Raw genomic sequence first — 16,159 nt, forward strand, 5'->3', positions numbered from 1 at the left:
TAGGCGGCGCTTATGGGTGCCCGAACCCCGTCAAATCCGTATCCGGAATATCGTTTTGGCCGATCATCGGCTAAAATTGAAAGCTTGCCCGAAAATGAGTCGAAATTTTCCCGACCACGGGTCGCTACAGGTCTCACGCAAATGGCCTCCACGAGAGAAGAACATATTGCCTATTGACCGAAGTACAAACACGTCTCTGAGCGGTGCCACAAGCGCCGCCGCAAAAACCAGAAAGCCGCTCCTGCGGCGCCGGCTCAAGGTGTCCGACGTCAACGTTGTTGACCACCCCAGGCTGAAGAAGGCCCTCGGCGGAACGATCGTCGGAAACACCATGGAGTGGTACGACGTCGGTGTCTTCGGCTACCTGATCACCACGATGGGCCCGGTCTTCCTGCCCGAGGCCGACAAGACCGTGCAGACGCTCTTCCTGCTCGGAACCTTCGCGGCCACGTTCATCGCCCGCCCCCTCGGTGGCGTCTTCTTCGGCTGGCTCGGCGACAGAATCGGCCGCCAGAAGGTGCTGTCCATGACGCTCATGCTCATGGCCGTCTCCACCTTCGCCGTCGGCCTGCTGCCCGGGTACGCCCAGGTCGGCATGTTGGCCGCCGCCCTGCTGGTGTTCACCAAGGTCATCCAGGGATTCTCCACCGGCGGCGAGTACGCCGGCGCCACCACCTTCGTCAGCGAGCACGCTCCTGACAAGCACAGGGGCTTCTTCGCCAGCCTGCTCGACATGGGCAGCTACCTCGGCTTCGCCATCGGTGCGGCCCTCGTCTCCGTGTTGCAGGTCACCCTGGGACAGGACGTCATGGAGGACTGGGGCTGGCGCATCCCGTTCCTGATCGCCGGACCTCTCGGCCTCATCGCCATCTACTTCCGGATGAAGATCGAGGAATCGCCCACCTTCCAGGCCACCCTGGACGCCAAGGACATCGCGGCGAACGACCCGCAGGTCGACGATGCCCCCGCCGCCAAGGGCCCGCTCGCGATCTTCAAGGCCTACTGGCGCGGAATCGTGCTGGCCATGGTCCTCGTGGCCTCCGCCAACACGCTCGGCTACGCGCTCACCTCCTACATGCCGACCTACCTGACGGCGAACAAGGGATACGACGAGTTCCACGGAACGCTTCTGACGATCCCGATCCTGGTCATCATGTCGCTCTGCATCCCGCTGGCCGGTCGCCTGTCCGACAAGATCGGACGCCGCCCGGTGCTCTGGATCGGCGCCATCAGCGCGGTCTTCCTCTCCATCCCGGCGTTCCTGCTGATTGACATCGGCGGAATCTGGACCACGCTGCTCGGCCTCGCCCTGATCGCCTTCCCGGTGACGTTCTACGTGGCCAACCTGGCGTCGGCGCTGCCGGCACTGTTCCCCACCGAGAGCCGCTACGGAGCAATGGGCATCGCCTACAACTTCTCCGTCGCCATCTTCGGAGGAACGACCCCGTTCATCATCGCGGCCCTCATTGCGGCCTCCGGCAACGACATGGCGCCGGCGTACTACCTGATGGGGACATCCGTCATCGGAGCAATCACCATCTACTTCATGAAGGAAACGGCCCAGCGCCCCCTGCTCGGCTCCATGCCCAGCGTGACGTCTGACGCCGAAGCCCGCGAACTCGTCGCAGGCCAGGACGAGAACCCGATGCTCGACATGGACGACATGCCGTTCGACCACACCTACGAAGCGGCCACCAGCGCCGTTGACGTGGTCGACGTGCAGGATGCCGAGCCCGCGAAGGTCTAACCACCGGGCCGGCTCACTGAGAGTCGTTCGAACGGACATGTGTTGCCGGTACGCCGGCAACACATGTCCGTTTCGGCATGCCGGGGCCTGCATACGGCCGGAGGGTGCAGCCCGGCGGGGCCTCACAGGCTCCCGCCGTAGAATTGACGGATGACCACTGTGCCTGCCACCGACACCGTGCCTTCGGCCGGGCCCGTTCAGTCGACGGCGCCGACCCCCGGCACCCCCAGCACTCCCGACGCCCCCGGCATTACCCCCGGCATCGACCCGGCCGACCTCGAGGTTGCCCTGCGGGTGCTCGCGCAGCTCACCACGATCGACCCGGAAGACCCGGACTTCGTCACCGTGCGCCAGGCCACCGCGAAGATGTTCAAGTCCGTGAAGGTCGCGCGCCGCTCCGAGAAGCGCCAGGCCATCGCGGATGCCGACCGTGACGTGATCGCGGCCACGGCGACCGGCGCCCCCACCCGCATCGACGACGAGACCGTCGGCGCCCAGCTGCGCCTCGGCACGAGCAAGCCGTCGGCCGGGGAGCTGCTCGTCGCCCGCCCCTGCTACATCTGCAAGCAGCGGTACACCCTCGTCGATGCCTTCTATCACCAGCTCTGCCCGAGCTGCGCGGCGATGAGCCACGACAAGCGCGACGCCCGCACCGACCTCACCGGCAAGCGCGCGCTGCTCACCGGCGGCCGCGCGAAGATCGGCATGTACATCGCCCTGCGCCTGCTCCGGGACGGCGCGCACACCACCATCACCACCCGGTTCCCGCGCGACGCCGTGCGCCGCTTCAGCGCCATGCCCGACGCGTCCGACTGGCTGCACCGCCTGCGCATCGTCGGCATCGACCTGCGCGACCCGGCCCAGGTGATCGGCCTGGCCGACTCCGTCGCGGCGCAGGGGCCGCTCGACATCCTGATCAACAACGCGGCGCAGACCGTGCGCCGCTCCGCCGGGTCGTACTCGCCGCTGGTCGAAGCCGAGTCGTCGCCACTGCCGGAGGGGACCATCCCCGAGATCGTAAGCTTCGGGCACACCAACGACGCGCATCCGTCTGCCCTGGCCGCCTCGGTCAGCAGCCACCCCATCCTCGCCGCGGCCGCCGCCGGGGCCGGCGCGCTCACCGCGGACGACCTCACCGCCCTGGCCCTTGCGCCCGGTTCGTCCTCACTCGAGCGCCTCGCGGCAGGCACGGCCATCGACGCCGGCGGGCTGGTGCCCGACCTGCACGACGTGAACAGCTGGACCGCCAACATTGAGGATGTCGACCCGCTCGAGATGCTGGAGGTGCAGCTGTGCAACACCACCGCGCCGTTCCTGCTGGTCAGCCGCCTGCGCGCCTCGATGGCGTCATCCCCCGCCAGGCGCACCTACATCGTCAACGTCTCCGCGATGGAGGGCGTCTTCGGCCGCGGCTACAAGGGGCCGGGACACCCGCACACGAACATGGCCAAGGCCGCGCTGAACATGCTCACCCGCACGAGCGCCAAGGAGATGCTCTCCGACGGCATCCTGATGACCAGCGTCGACACCGGCTGGATCACCGACGAGCGCCCGCACCCGACCAAGATCCGCCTCGCCGAGGAGGGCTTCCACGCCCCCCTCGACCTCGTCGACGGCGCGGCCCGGGTCTACGACCCGATCGTTCGCGGCGAGGCCGGCGAGGACCTCTGCGGTGTCTTCCTCAAGGACTACAAGCCCGGCACCTGGTAGACCCGCGCCTCCCTGGCACCCTCACCCGCCCGCGCGCGCTCAGCTGCCCGCCCGGGTTGAGTTGCGGAAAAAGTACCTTCATTTCGCTCGGGAAGGTACTTTCTCCGCAACTCAACTCCCGATCGCCCCGGGCATGAGCAGGTACACGCCGAATCCGAGGAGGACAAGCGCGCTGACGACGACGCCGATCATGGCGAGCGTCGGCCTCGCGCCCGCCTTCCGGTACCCGGCGAGCGCCACGATGCTCACGATCAGTCCGATCAGCGACAGCGCCGGGATCACGCCCAGGACGATCCCGGTGATGGCCGCCACCCGGGTATTCGCCGCGACGGTCGCAACACCCGCGGCATCCCGATGGTCGGGCACGATCCCGCCGGGATGCGTCTGCCCGGCCGGAAGCCGCGTCGCTGAGCCCGTGTATTCGCCGCCGTTCGACATGAATGCCCCCCCAAGTTGCGCCCAGTCTAGGGACGGCGGCATCCGCGCGACAAGGAGCAAAGGCCTCGACCGCCTGTGGAGTACAGTCCCCTGCAATGACACCCCCCTCTGCCATCGCTGCCCGGCTCCGGGCGGCGGGCTGCGTTTTCGCCGAAGACGAGGCCCGCCTGCTCAGCTCCGCGGCACGCACACCGCACGCACTCGCCGCGATGGTGGACCGGCGCGTCCGGGGGCTGCCGCTGGAGCACATCCTGGGCTGGGCGGAGTTCTACGGGCTGCGGGTGCAGGTCGATCCCGGTGTCTTCGTACCGCGACGGCGCACCGAGTTCCTCGTGAGCCAGGCCCTCGCTGTGTGCCGTCCCGGGGCCGTCGTCGTCGACCTGTGCTGCGGTTCCGGCGCCGTGGGCGCGGCGCTCGTCTCGGCGGCGCCCCAGGTCGCGCTGTACGCCACCGACATCGACCCCGCCGCGGTGGCGTGCGCCAGGCGCAACCTCTCCGCTCATCCCGGCCGAGTGTTCGAGGGCGACCTCCTCGACGCCCTTCCCGCGGCCCTGCGCGGCCGGATCGACGTGCTGGTCGCCAACGCCCCGTACGTCCCCACCGGGGCAATCGAGCGGATGCCGCCGGAGGCCCGCCTGCACGAGGTCCGAGTGGCCCTCGACGGCGGGGCCGACGGCCTCGACGTGCAGCGCCGCCTGGCCGCGGCGGCGCCTGCCTGGCTGGCGCCGGGCGGGCACCTGCTCGTCGAGACAAGCCGGGCGCAGGCAGGGCACACCATGGCCGTCTTTGCCCACAACGGGCTGACGCCGCGGGTGGCGCATTGCGACGGCCTCGATGCCACCGTCGTCATCAGCAGTCGGCGAGCGCCACGCAGTCGAGAACGAGAGCTGCCGCAAGGCGCGCATCGCGGACGGTGAAGGGCCGCGCGGCACCTTGCTGCGCCTCTCCGCGACGGGATGCCAGCACCCGCGTCAGAAGCTCCGCGTACTCCGGCCACCTCCGGGCCGCGAACTCCGCTGCTGCCGATTTCGAGACAACCCGGCCGGTTTCGATGGTGACGACCAGCCGTTGGGCGCCGAGCGCGAGCCATTCGACGGCCTCCGCGGGCACCGTGTCGTCATTCGACCGGGCGGCCAGCCTCGCCGCCGTGTCGGACGCATACGGCATCCAGTACGAGCGGAGGTTGGCTCGGCTGGCCGCACTGGCCCGTTCAGAGACCGCTGAAGCCGTGCCGACGTCCCGCTCCTCCTTCGACCACGAGCCCAGACGACCAGCGTCCACTCGCGCCGCGGGCCCGTGCAGCATCTCCAGCCAGGTCACCCAGGTCAGTTGCCCGTCAGGCCGGGCCATCCCGAAATCGCCCAACACAACCTGCGGAGCCGACCGAATGCCATCCGGGCCCGAGGCGACCTGCCCGGCGGTGAGATAGATGCCGTCGACGGAATGGCCCGCCGCCGTCGCTGCGTGCAGTCCCACCAGCACCACGGCGTCGACGTCTGTGACGGAGCGGCTCGTTTCGAACACGAGGTCGATGTCGCTGTCGTGCTGCCAATCGCCGGATGCCCCGGAGCCGGTGAGGTGCACGGCGACCAGGAGCCCCGGGATCAGCGCGTCCACGTCCGCAACGAATCCGCGCGCACGGTCGGTCAGTTCCACGGGCGGTCCGGGTTCAGTCACGACGCGACGCTAACACCGAAGCGGGCCGGCGTCCGTGAAGTCACGACCATAGGTCCGCTCCCACGATTGACGGGGGTACACTCCCCGGCATGGAAAAGCTGAACTTCACGGTTGAGGTGAACGCTCCCGTGCACACCGTCTGGACCACGATGCTCGACGACGCCACGTACCGACAGTGGACGAGCCCGTTCAACGCAGCGGGTTCCTGGTACGAAGGAAGCTGGGTCCTCGGCAGCGAGATCCGCTTCATCGGGCCCGACACAGACGGTTCCCTCGGCGGGATGATCGCCACGGTCATCGAGAACAAGTCGGACGAACGCGTCACCCTGGAATACCTCGGCGAGATCCTCCGGGGCGTCGAGTACCGGGATGAACGGTCGAAGTTCTTCGGCGGGCGGGAGACTTACTCCTTCAGCGAGTCCGGCGGCGTCACCACCGTGCGGGTGGACCTCGATTCCGAGGAGGACTTCTCGGCGATGTTCCGGGAAATGTGGCCGTTGGCCCTGGACAGGCTCAAGGCGATCGCCGAGTCGTAGTCGCAGTACGAGCCGCACTGTCAGGACCGCCCGTGAAACCGACCGTGCGACACAGCGTCAGGGCTTGCCGAAGCCGAGGCCCTGCGCCTCCGCCGGCTGCTTCGCCCCTGGGCGGCCCGATAGGCTCACGACGGTGAATACCCTGGCATTTTCCATCCGACGCACGATCGCCGCCGACTGGCGTGAGATCCGTGACCTGCGCCTCGAGATGATCCGCGACACACCGTCCGCGTACAACGAGACGCTTGAAGGCGCGCTGGGCAACGATGAAGCCGAGTGGCGGATGCGCGGCGAGCGCGGCACGGCCGACCACGGCATCGCGGTTGCCGCGATCGACAACGCCGGGCGCTGGGTGGGCGCGATGGCCGGATTCGTGTCCGAACAGGTCGCCGGCCCGCTCCTTGTCGGCGTCTACGTCGCCCCTGGCTATCGGGGCGGCGAGGTGGGCGTGACGGATGCCCTGCTGAGGGCCATCGAAGCCTGGGCCCGCACCGAGAGCGGACGGTTGTTCCTCCACGTGCACGAAGACAACGCTCGCGCACGCACGGCCTACGAACGCCGGGGCTTCACCGCCACGGGCGAGGCCCTCCCCTACAACCTCGATCCGGGCAGGAACGAACTGGAGATGGTCAAGGAGCTCGAACACGTATGACCCTGGCCGCATTCGACCTCCCTGCCGGCGCCTTCACGCTGCGCAGAGCCACGGCCTCCGACGTCGGCGCGATCGTCTCGCTGCTCGCCGACGACGAGCTCCGGGCATCCGTCGAATCGACCGTCCGGGAGGCGCGCGCTCCATACGATCGGGCCTTCGAGGCAATCAACGCAGACCCGGCACAGCTGCTGGTCGTTGCCGTCTCGCCCGCGGGAGAAGTCGTCGCGACGATGCAGCTGACATCCATCCCCGGCCTGGCCCGCGCGGGTGCGCTGAGAATGCAGATTGAAGCGGTGCGCGTGCACTCGAACCTGCGCGGCAACGGCCTGGGCGGCGCCATGATCACCTGGGCGATCGCGGAGGGACGTCGACGCGGAGCACGGCTGGTTCAGCTCACGTCGGACCACAGCAGGCAGTCGGCACATCGGTTCTACGAACGCCTGGGCTTCGAGGCCTCGCACGTGGGCTTCAAGCTCACCCTGTAGATCGCCCTCCGCCCGAGCGCCTCGCCCGCACCACTCCCCGCAACCCTCCCCTCGACCACCCGCCGAACTGTGAGTTCGGACCCTTCGCGGGGCGCGGGAAGGGTCCGAACTCACAGTTCGGCGGAGAGTGGGTCACTCAGGCGAGCCAGTGCAGGGCACGGCCGTGCGGGTGGGCGAACGCGATCGGTTCCGTGTCGAGCGCCAGCACGAAGTCGGTGGACGCCGTGGGGACCGCTCGCAGGTTCTCCGCGACCGCGGGCACAACACTCTGGCCCTCGTTCGACAACCAGCGCACGGGGAGCCGCGCCATCGTGGCGGAGAACCGCCGCGTGGCCTCCTCGTCGAGATAGGCCAGCACGGCCGTGTGGAACACGACGACGGTCGCCCCCGTCGGCGCGCGGGCGACCAGGGCCTCGACCTGCTCGTTGAGGTCACCACTCACGATCTCCACCGGCTCCGCCCGGGCGACCTCCACGGCGGCCCGCAGCCTCGCCCGGCGGTCGGCGTGCTCCGGCCAGATCAGCGCGTCCAGCCAGGCCACGTCGGCCTCGTCGTTCACGTCGAGCGGATTGAGCTCGATCCCGGCCCGCCAGACGACATCCGGGAGCCGGTCGGGGATCGGCACCGGGCCGGTCGTGGCGCAGTCGAGAACGACCGGGCTCGGCCCAGCGGCGGGATGGAGCATCCGCACCGTGCCGTCGGCGGCGGTGTACCGGTAGCTGTACCGGTCGGGGTGCAGGCAGAGCCCGGCGGATGCCCCGACCTCGATCAGGGCCAGCGGACCGGGAATCGCGGCGAGCGCCGGGAGCAGCACGGCACACCGGCCGGGTTCGTTCGTCTGCGTGGCATGGGTGAGGCAGGTGGCTTCGACGTCGGCCCAGTGCGCGGCCAGCCAGACGGAGAAGGCGGCGTAGTCCGAGACCGGGGCGCCGTGGAACCGCGAGGCGCTGAAGACCAGGTTGGGCTGGCGCTTCGGCCCGGGCAGCCGGTCGATCAGCGCCGCCGTCACCGGGTCATCCGCCACGCCGCGCGCCCACTCCTCGTAGCAGGCGCTCATGCCTCGCGCCTCGACCTCGGCGAACTGGCGATACCGGTCGGCGGTGGCTGCCTGTGGATCGGTGCTGGCTCTCATGCAGACACCCTAATCATGGCTAGGCTTGGGGATCGTGCGATGGCGCCACGAGTGTCGCGCGCATTTTTCGAACACCGCGACCCCAGATGGAGAAACCGTTGCCTGGAGTAAACCTCACCCGCATCGAAGCCCAGGAGCGTAAAGCGCTCCTCAGCGTGCAGAGCTACGACGTCACTCTCGACCTGACGACCGGGCCCGAAACATTCGGCAGCACGACAACGGTCAGGTTCACGGCAACGCCCGGCGCCTCCACCTTCATCGACGCGATCACCCGCACGGTGCACTCCGTCACCCTCAACGGCGTGACGCTCGACCCGGCATCCGTCAGCGACAACGTGCGCATCCAGCTCGACGATCTCGCCGCCGAGAACGAGCTGACCGTTGTCGCCGACGGCATGTACACGAACACCGGCGAGGGCCTGCACCGCTTCGTCGACCCGGTCGACAACGAGGTCTACCTCTACAGCCAGTTCGAGGTTCCGGACTCCCGCCGCGTCTTCGCGGTGTTCGAGCAGCCCGACCTCAAGGCTACGTTCCGCTTCACGGTGACCGCGCCGGGCGCCTGGGAGGTCATCTCCAATTCCATCACGCCCGAACCCACGGATGCCGCGGGCGGAGCGAAGACCTGGGCGTTCGAGCCCACCCACACCATGTCCAGCTACATCACGGCCCTCGTGGCCGGCCCGTACGCCGTCGTGCGCAGCGAGCTGACCTCGACCGACGGACGCGTCATCCCCCTCGGCCTGTTCAGCCGCAAGAGCCTCTTCCAGTACCTCGACGCCGACTACCTCTTCGAGAAGACCCGCCAGGGCTTCACGTACTTCGAGGAGAAGTTCAACTACCCGTACCCGTTCGACAAGTACGACCAGATGTTCGTGCCGGAGTTCAACGCGGGCGCGATGGAGAATGCCGGCGCGGTCACCTTCACCGAGTCCTACGTCTTCCGTTCCAAGGTCACCGACGCCATCAAGGAGCGTCGCGTGGTCACCGTGCTGCACGAGCTCGCGCACATGTGGTTCGGCGACCTCGTCACCATGAAGTGGTGGAACGACCTGTGGCTGAACGAGTCGTTCGCCGAGTGGGCGTCGACGATCGCCACGGCCGAGGCCACCGAATGGCACGAAGCCTGGACCACCTTCGCGGTAATGGAGAAGAGCTGGGCGTACAAGCAGGACCAGCTTCCCTCGACCCACCCGGTGGTCGCAACGATCAACGACCTCGAAGACGTGCAGGTGAACTTCGACGGCATCACCTACGCCAAGGGCGGGTCGGTGCTCAAGCAGCTCGTCGCCTGGGTGGGCCGCGACGAGTTCTTCGCCGGCGTCGCCTCGTACTTCGCCAAGCACGAGTGGGGCAACACCGAGCTGAACGACCTGATGGTCGAACTCGAGGCCTCCAGCGGCCGCGACCTCACCGAGTGGACCAAGCTCTGGCTCGAGACGGCCGGCGTGAACACGCTCCGCCCCGAGATCACGGTCGACGACGCCGGAAACATCACCGGGTTCGCCGTGCTGCAGTCCGCCACCGCCGACTACCCCACCATCCGCCCGCACCGCCTCGCGATCGGGCTGTACAGCTTCGACACCGACAATTCCCCGCAGGACGGCCGGCTCGTGCGCACGCACCGGGTCGAACTCGACGTCGACGGCGAGCGTACGGATGTCGTCGAGCTCGTCGGCCGCGCCCGCCCCGACCTGGTCCTGCTCAACGACGACGACCTCGCCTACGCGAAGATCCGCCTCGACGCCGCGTCGCAGGACGTCGCCCTCGAGTACTTGTCGGCGATCGAGAGCCCTCTGGCCCGGGCGATCGTCTGGGGTTCCGTCTGGGACTCGACCCGCGACGCCGAGACCGCGCCGCGCGACTTCATCACCCTCGTGCTCGGCAACGTCGCCACCGAAACCGAGTCGACCACGCTCCGCACGGTGCTCGGCCAGGTCGTGCTCGCGGCAACGTTCTACGTTGCCGAGGAACACCGCGCGGGCACGGTCAAGGAGGTCGGGGACTCGCTCTGGTCCCTCGCTCGTCACGCCGAGGCCGGCAGCGACGCTCAGTTCCAGTTCGTGAAGTTCTTCGCGTCGATCGCGACCACCGAGGCCCAGCTCGAGTCCATCTCCGCCCTGCTGGACGGCACCTCGCCGCTCGACGGTCTCGTCATCGACACCGACCTGGCCTGGGAGCTCCTCATCGCCCTGGTCGCCGGCGGCCAGGCCGGCACCGCGGAGATCGACGCGGCCCTCGCCGGGGACAACACCGCGACGGGCGCCCAGTCGGCCGCCCAGGCCCGGGCCGCCATTCCGACTCTCGAAGGCAAGCAGGCCGCCTGGTCGTCTCTGATCGACGTCGACACCGCGCCGAACACCATCGTGCGGGTGACGGGCGCCGGGTTCCTTCGGGCGAACGACACCACCCTGCTCGAACCGTTCGTCGACAAGTACTTCTCCATGCTGCAGACGGTCTGGGCATCACGCAGCTTCGCGATCGCCGAGAAGATCGTCGTCGGCCTGTACCCGGCGCCCCTGGCCAACAAGGCGCTGGTCGATGCGACGCGCGCCTGGCTCGACGCCAACCCGGAGCCGGTGGCACTGCGCAGGCTCGTCATCGAGAACATGGCCGGCGTGGAGCGCGCCCTCGCCGCCCAGGCCCGCGACGCCGAGTAACCGTTTCACCCTGAGCCCGGGCGACATGCCCGGGCTCAGTCGTGCGCTCGGTAGACTGGGTCGAATATGAACTGGGACTCCATCTGGGCCGAATTGACCGACTTCTTCACCGTCTACCTGTGGCTGAAGATCTTCCACATCACCGCGATCATCATCATCGCGCTGCTCCTTCGCTGGGTGCTTCACTTCGTCATCCAGCGCGTCGTCCAGCAGATCGTCTCCGGCGTGAAGAGGACGCAGAAGGTCGACGACACGCAGGCCCTGAACGTGTCGCCGCTGGCCGCCGTGCGCGTGGTGCAACGCACCCGCACCCTCGGTTCGGTGCTCACGAACATCCTCAACGTGACCCTGCTGATCGTGACGGTGCTGCTCATCGTCAACGTCGTCAACACGGACATCCTCGGCTCATTCGCCCTGCTGACGGCGGCCCTCGGCGCCGGCCTCGGTTTCGGCGCGCAGAACATCGTCAAGGACATTCTGAACGGCCTGTTCATGGTTGTGGAGGACCAGATCGGCGTCGGCGACATCGTCGACGTGGGCTTCGCCTCCGGCGTCGTCGAGAACGTCGGCATCCGCATCACCCAGGTGCGCGACGTCGACGGCACCCTCTGGTTCGTGCGCAACGGCGAGATCCTGCGGGTGGGCAACATGTCGCAGGGCTGGGCCCGGGTCATCATCGACCTCGCCATCCCCTACAGCTCCAACGTCGAGGCCGTGCAGGCCGAACTGCTGCGCGTCGCCACCGCGCTCGCCTCCAGCCGCAAGTGGCGCGGCATCATCCTGGAGAAGCCCGAAATCTGGGGCCTCGAGTCGATCACCGCGGAGGCCCTTGTGACCCGCCTGGCCGTCAAGACACGCGTATCCGCCAAGTGGGACTTCGCCCGCGACCTCCGCCTGCACATGAAGAAGGCGCTCGATGGGATGGGCGTCTCGCTCACCCCGCTGAACAGCGTCGTGATGACCGGGGCGGATGGCGCGGCCGACGGCTCCGGCATCACTCCCTCGCTCGACGCCGCGGAAGAAGCCGCGGCTCAGGTCCCCGACGTGCTCACGGATGGCGGCGAGCCGCCCGCCCCGGCCAGGAAGTCCCGGGCGCCCAGGGCCCCCCGCAAGCCCAAGGCCGGGTCACAGCCCGCGTCAGAGCCCGTGCCGCCGACCGTGCCCCAGGCCGTGCCCCAGGTGCAGACAACCCCAGATCCGGAGATTCGCGATGACGCTTGACCCCACCCCGGTAACCCCGGCCGCAGTCCACCTTCGCGACGGTGAGAACGGCGCCGCGATTGGCCCGTCGTTCTACGAACAGGTCGGCGGACGCCCGTTCTTCGAAAAACTCGTCACCGAGTTCTACCGAGGGGTGGCCGGTGACCCCGTGCTGAAGCCGATGTACCCCGAGGAAGACCTCAGCGGCGCAATCGAACGCCTCACCATGTTCCTCGAGCAGTACTGGGGCGGCCCCGGCACCTACAGCGAACAGCGCGGGCACCCGCGCCTTCGCCAGCGGCACCAGCCGTTCAAGGTCAATCCGGATGCCCGCGACCGCTGGCTGCTGCACATGCGCGAAGCCGTCGACTCCGTCGGCCTGCCGCCCCTGCAGCGCGAAACACTGTGGGACTATTTGGATCGTGCGGCGCACGCCATGGTCAACACCTTCGAGGACTAACCCGGGCGCGCGGATCCGCCGCACCCTGACAGGGGAGTCACGATGAGCGCACCCGCGACCGAAGCCGATGTCATCGTCGTGGGAGCCGGGATCGCCGGCCTCGTCGCGACGGCCGAACTGGCCCAGGCCGGCAAGAAGGTCCTCCTCGTGGAGCAGGAACCGGCCGCCTCCCTCGGCGGCCAGGCCTGGTGGTCATTCGGCGGGCTGTTCCTGGTCGACACGCCCGAACAGCGCCGCATGGGAGTGAAGGACTCCCTCGAGCTCGCCCGGCAGGACTGGTTCGGCAGCGCCGGGTTCGACCGGGAGGAAGACCACTGGCCGAGGCGTTGGGCCGAGGCGTATCTGAACTTCGCCGCCGGCGAGAAGCGGGCCTGGCTCCGCGAGAAGGGCATCGGGTTCTTTCCCGTGGTCGGCTGGGCCGAACGGGGCGGTTACACGGCGCTCGAACACGGCAACTCGGTGCCCCGGTTCCACATCGTCTGGGGTACCGGTCCCGGCATCCTCGAACCCTTCATCCGGGCCGTGCGCGCCGGGGTCCAGGCCGGGCTCGTGAGCGCCCTGCACCGCCACCGCGTCGACGCGCTGATCGTCCGGGCCGGCTCGGTGGTCGGCGTGCGGGGCACCCGCCTGGCGGCCAGCTCCGCGGCACGCGGGGTGGCCAGCTCACGGGATGCCGTCGGCGACTTCGACCTGCGCGCCTCGGCCGTGATCGTCACCAGCGGAGGCATCGGCGGCAACCACGACCTCGTGCGCGCGCAGTGGCCGGAGCGCATGGGCGAACCACCCGAGCACCTGTTGTCCGGCGTCCCTGCGCATGTCGACGGGCGGATGCTCGGCATCGCCGAACAGGGCGGGGCCCGGCTGATCAACGGCGACCGGATGTGGCACTATCCGGAGGGGATCACCAATTGGGATCCCGTGTGGGCCGCCCACGGCATCCGTATTCTGCCGGGGCCGTCGTCGCTCTGGCTCGACGCGACCGGCGCCCGGCTGCCGGCGCCGCTGTTTCCCGGGTTCGACACGCTGGGCACCCTGGAGCACATCCTGAAGACCGGCTACGAGCACAGCTGGTTCGTGCTCACCCAGAAGATCATCGAGAAGGAATTCGCCCTCTCGGGCAGCGAGCAGAATCCCGACCTGACCGGCAAAGACCTCAGGCTGCTCGCGCAGAGGGTGAGCCCGGGTGCGCCCGGGCCGGTCGAGGCGTTCAAGCAGAAGGGCGTCGACTTCGTCGTCGCCGACACGCTCTTCGAGCTCATGGCCGGAATGCAGAAGCTCTCCCCCGACATCCCGCTGGACTTCGCCCGGATCGAACAGGAGATCGTCGCCCGGGACCGACAACTCGACAACGACTTCGCCAAGGATGCCCAGATCAACGCGATCCGGCAGGCCCGCCACTATCGCGGCGACAAGCTCATCCGGGTGGCGACGCCGCACAAGCTGCTCGACCCGCAAAACGGGCCGCTGATCGCGGTCAAGCTGCACATCCTCACCCGCAAGAGCCTGGGCGGTATTGAGACCGACCTGTCCGCGCGCGCGCTCGGCTGGAACGGGCGCCCGGTTCCCGGCCTCTATGCCGCGGGCGAGGCCAGCGGCTTCGGCGGCGGCGGGATGCACGGTTACCGGTCGCTCGAGGGCACGTTCCTCGGCGGCTGCCTGTTCTCCGCACGCACCGCCGGCCGCGCGGTCGCCGCCGCCCTCTGACCCCGCCCTAACATTCCCCGCGAAACCGCAGTTGTGCGCGCTAAACGGGCGTTTTAAGGCGCACAACTGCGGTTTCGCGGGACTAGGCCTTGAGGGTCCAGGGCTTGCGGCGCACGAGGATGTGACCGCGGCTTGTGCTCAGCCGGGTCCAGGGGCCGGTCTCGAACAGCGCGACCGGCTCGTCCGGAGCGAGGAAGCCGAGGCTGTAGGCGGCGAATGCGGCGCCGCTGGGCACGAATTCGAGTCCCTCGACCGGGCGGCCCCAGACCTCGGAGCGCACGCGCTGCACGATCTGTTCGCCGGTTCCGGTCGGGATGGACGCCGCGACCTCGTCGATTCCGGCACGAGCGGCGTTCTCCAGGAGGGCGGCATCCGCCTCGCCCTGCGACTGCCAGCCGCCGCGGGGCGGCGAGATCCCGGCCCAGGTGACCGTGCTCACCTCCAGCGGCACCGTGACGGCGACCGGGGCGCCCGGGTCGACGACGGCCCCGGTGAGGCGGGCGACCCGGTCCAGCAACGACCGCACCGGGACGACGGCGTCGAGTTCGACCGGTTCCGTCAGGGCGAAGGTGCGCAGGCCCAGCACGGTGGGGCTCGAGTCAAGCAGGCCGCGCGGATAGAGGATCGCGGTGTACACGGCGAGCACGCCGGCGGCGGAAATCAGGCGGACTGCTCCGTCTTCCACGCGGCCGGCGCGGGAGAGGTAGACCTGGAGGTCGGCGAGGGACAGGGAGTCTGTGAGGGAAAATGACTGGCTCATCTGCTTCTAAACTACCAAGATACGACGGGGCTCACGCCGGGTTCCTGGGCAGCACCGAAACCAGCACGCAAGCCAGCACGCAAGCAAGCACCGAGGAGAAGCCATGAACACGCCGATGGAAGGTCTCCTGGCCGCCCTGGATCTCACCGACACGGGTGCCCGCACCAGCGAGGACATCTTCACGGGCGTCTCCCAGTGGATGCCGCACGGACGCGTTTTCGGCGGACAGGTGCTCGCCCAGTCCCTCGTCGCGGCCATGCGCACCGTGCCGGACGACCGCCACGTGCATTCCATGCACGGGTACTTCCTGCGGCCGGGGGACGTGGCCCAGCCGATCACCTTCTCGGTCGAGCGGATCCACGACGGCCGCTCGTTCTCGACCCGGCGCACGCAGTGCTACCAGGACGGACTGCCGATCCTGTCGATGATCGCTTCTTTCCAGGACGCGGACGACGGTCTCGAGCACCAGATCGAGATGCCGACGGACATCCCGGCCCCCGAGTCCCTGCCGTCGGCCGAGGAGACCCTGGGCCACCTCGACCACTCGGTGGCCAGGTACTGGGCCAATGAGCGCCCCTTCGACATGCGCCACATTCCCTCGCCGATCTACCTCACGGTGGATGGCGCGCGCACCGGGCGGCAGGGCGTGTGGATGAAGTCCCTCGGCCCGATGCCGGACGACCCTGACCTGCACCGCGCCGCCCTCGCCTATGCCAGCGACTACTCGATCATGGAGCCCGTGCTGCGCCGCCACGGCCTGCCCTGGGCCACCCCCGGCCTCAAGGTGGCGAGCCTGGACCACGCGATGTGGTGGCACCGGTTCGGCCGCGTCGACGAATGGCTGCTCTACCTGCAGGATTCCCCGACCGCGCAGGGCGGCCGGGGCCTGTCCACGGGCAGCATCTACAGCCGGGACGGCATCCTCCTGGCGACCGTCGCCCAGGAGGGGATGGTCCGCCTGCCGAAGAAGGTTGACTGACGGCCCCGGCCGGCGAGCG

Annotated in this window: 15 protein-coding genes; 11 read left to right on the forward strand and 4 right to left on the reverse strand. The window is 68.8% G+C overall.

Features of this window, described 5'->3' with window-relative positions:
* Positions 1 to 166: 166 nt before the first annotated feature.
* On the forward strand, positions 167 to 1,747 hold the full coding sequence (locus E3T33_RS06940) for an MFS transporter (RefSeq protein WP_241982854.1): 1,581 nt from the start codon (positions 167 to 169) through the stop codon (positions 1,745 to 1,747).
* A gap of 150 nt (positions 1,748 to 1,897) precedes the next feature.
* A complete protein-coding gene (locus E3T33_RS06945) occupies positions 1,898 to 3,457 on the forward strand; it encodes an SDR family NAD(P)-dependent oxidoreductase (RefSeq protein WP_134575014.1) in 1,560 nt (519 codons plus the stop codon).
* Between the two features lie 111 nt (positions 3,458 to 3,568).
* On the opposite strand, the gene E3T33_RS06950 is transcribed toward E3T33_RS06945, so the two are convergent.
* The gene (locus E3T33_RS06950) at positions 3,569 to 3,895 is read right to left on the reverse strand and encodes a hypothetical protein (protein ID WP_092323760.1); all 327 of its coding nucleotides are present in this window, start codon (positions 3,893 to 3,895) and stop codon (positions 3,569 to 3,571) included.
* Positions 3,896 to 3,990: 95 nt separating this feature from the next.
* Here E3T33_RS06950 and E3T33_RS06955 point away from each other — a divergent pair, with 95 nt between their 5' ends.
* Positions 3,991 to 4,812, forward strand: coding sequence for a putative protein N(5)-glutamine methyltransferase (locus tag E3T33_RS06955; protein WP_134575015.1), 822 nt, complete (start codon positions 3,991 to 3,993; stop codon positions 4,810 to 4,812).
* On the opposite strand, the gene E3T33_RS06960 is transcribed toward E3T33_RS06955, so the two are convergent.
* Positions 4,745 to 5,572: a hypothetical protein gene (locus tag E3T33_RS06960; RefSeq protein WP_134575016.1), complete on the reverse strand. Its 828-nt coding sequence runs from the start codon at positions 5,570 to 5,572 to the stop codon at positions 4,745 to 4,747. The genes E3T33_RS06955 and E3T33_RS06960 overlap by 68 nt on opposite strands.
* 89 nt (positions 5,573 to 5,661) lie before the next feature.
* Between E3T33_RS06960 and E3T33_RS06965 the strand changes: the two genes are divergently transcribed.
* The 3 genes from E3T33_RS06965 (at position 5,662) to E3T33_RS06975 (ending at position 7,245) form a co-directional block, all read left to right on the forward strand.
* Positions 5,662 to 6,108: an SRPBCC family protein gene (locus tag E3T33_RS06965; protein ID WP_134575017.1), complete on the forward strand. Its 447-nt coding sequence runs from the start codon at positions 5,662 to 5,664 to the stop codon at positions 6,106 to 6,108.
* Positions 6,109 to 6,241: 133 nt separating this feature from the next.
* Positions 6,242 to 6,760, forward strand: coding sequence for a GNAT family N-acetyltransferase (locus tag E3T33_RS06970; RefSeq protein ID WP_241982855.1), 519 nt, complete (start codon positions 6,242 to 6,244; stop codon positions 6,758 to 6,760).
* The gene (locus E3T33_RS06975) at positions 6,757 to 7,245 is read left to right on the forward strand and encodes a GNAT family N-acetyltransferase (RefSeq protein ID WP_092323754.1); all 489 of its coding nucleotides are present in this window, start codon (positions 6,757 to 6,759) and stop codon (positions 7,243 to 7,245) included. Before E3T33_RS06970 ends, E3T33_RS06975 begins: the two co-directional genes overlap by 4 nt.
* Before the next feature lie 136 nt (positions 7,246 to 7,381).
* On the opposite strand, the gene E3T33_RS06980 is transcribed toward E3T33_RS06975, so the two are convergent.
* The gene (locus E3T33_RS06980) at positions 7,382 to 8,377 is read right to left on the reverse strand and encodes a DUF2332 domain-containing protein (protein ID WP_134575018.1); all 996 of its coding nucleotides are present in this window, start codon (positions 8,375 to 8,377) and stop codon (positions 7,382 to 7,384) included.
* Positions 8,378 to 8,475: 98 nt separating this feature from the next.
* Between E3T33_RS06980 and pepN the strand changes: the two genes are divergently transcribed.
* From pepN to E3T33_RS07000, 4 genes are all read left to right on the forward strand, one after another.
* Positions 8,476 to 11,037, forward strand: a complete 2,562-nt coding sequence (gene pepN / locus E3T33_RS06985; RefSeq protein WP_134575019.1) for an aminopeptidase N — start codon at positions 8,476 to 8,478, stop codon at positions 11,035 to 11,037.
* Positions 11,038 to 11,103: 66 nt separating this feature from the next.
* Positions 11,104 to 12,258, forward strand: coding sequence for a mechanosensitive ion channel domain-containing protein (locus E3T33_RS06990; RefSeq protein WP_092323751.1), 1,155 nt, complete (start codon positions 11,104 to 11,106; stop codon positions 12,256 to 12,258).
* A 58-nt stretch (positions 12,259 to 12,316) separates the two neighbouring features.
* Positions 12,317 to 12,697, forward strand: coding sequence for a globin (locus E3T33_RS06995; protein WP_174775351.1), 381 nt, complete (start codon positions 12,317 to 12,319; stop codon positions 12,695 to 12,697).
* A gap of 42 nt (positions 12,698 to 12,739) precedes the next feature.
* Positions 12,740 to 14,401 carry an FAD-binding dehydrogenase gene (locus E3T33_RS07000; RefSeq protein WP_092323748.1) on the forward strand — a complete coding sequence of 554 codons (1,662 nt, stop codon included), beginning with the start codon at positions 12,740 to 12,742 and terminating at the stop codon, positions 14,399 to 14,401.
* Between the two features lie 82 nt (positions 14,402 to 14,483).
* Here E3T33_RS07000 and E3T33_RS07005 read toward each other — a convergent pair whose 3' ends face one another.
* Entirely contained in the window at positions 14,484 to 15,161 is a 678-nt protein-coding gene (locus E3T33_RS07005; protein WP_092323747.1) for a hypothetical protein, read from the reverse strand.
* Between the two features lie 103 nt (positions 15,162 to 15,264).
* On the opposite strand from E3T33_RS07005, the gene E3T33_RS07010 reads away from it, so the two are divergent.
* Positions 15,265 to 16,140: an acyl-CoA thioesterase II gene (locus E3T33_RS07010; protein WP_241982856.1), complete on the forward strand. Its 876-nt coding sequence runs from the start codon at positions 15,265 to 15,267 to the stop codon at positions 16,138 to 16,140.
* The last annotated feature ends 19 nt before the right edge of the window (positions 16,141 to 16,159 follow it).

Source organism: Cryobacterium sp. TMT1-2-1 (assembly GCF_004403955.1).
Lineage (GTDB): Bacteria > Actinomycetota > Actinomycetes > Actinomycetales > Microbacteriaceae > Cryobacterium > Cryobacterium psychrotolerans.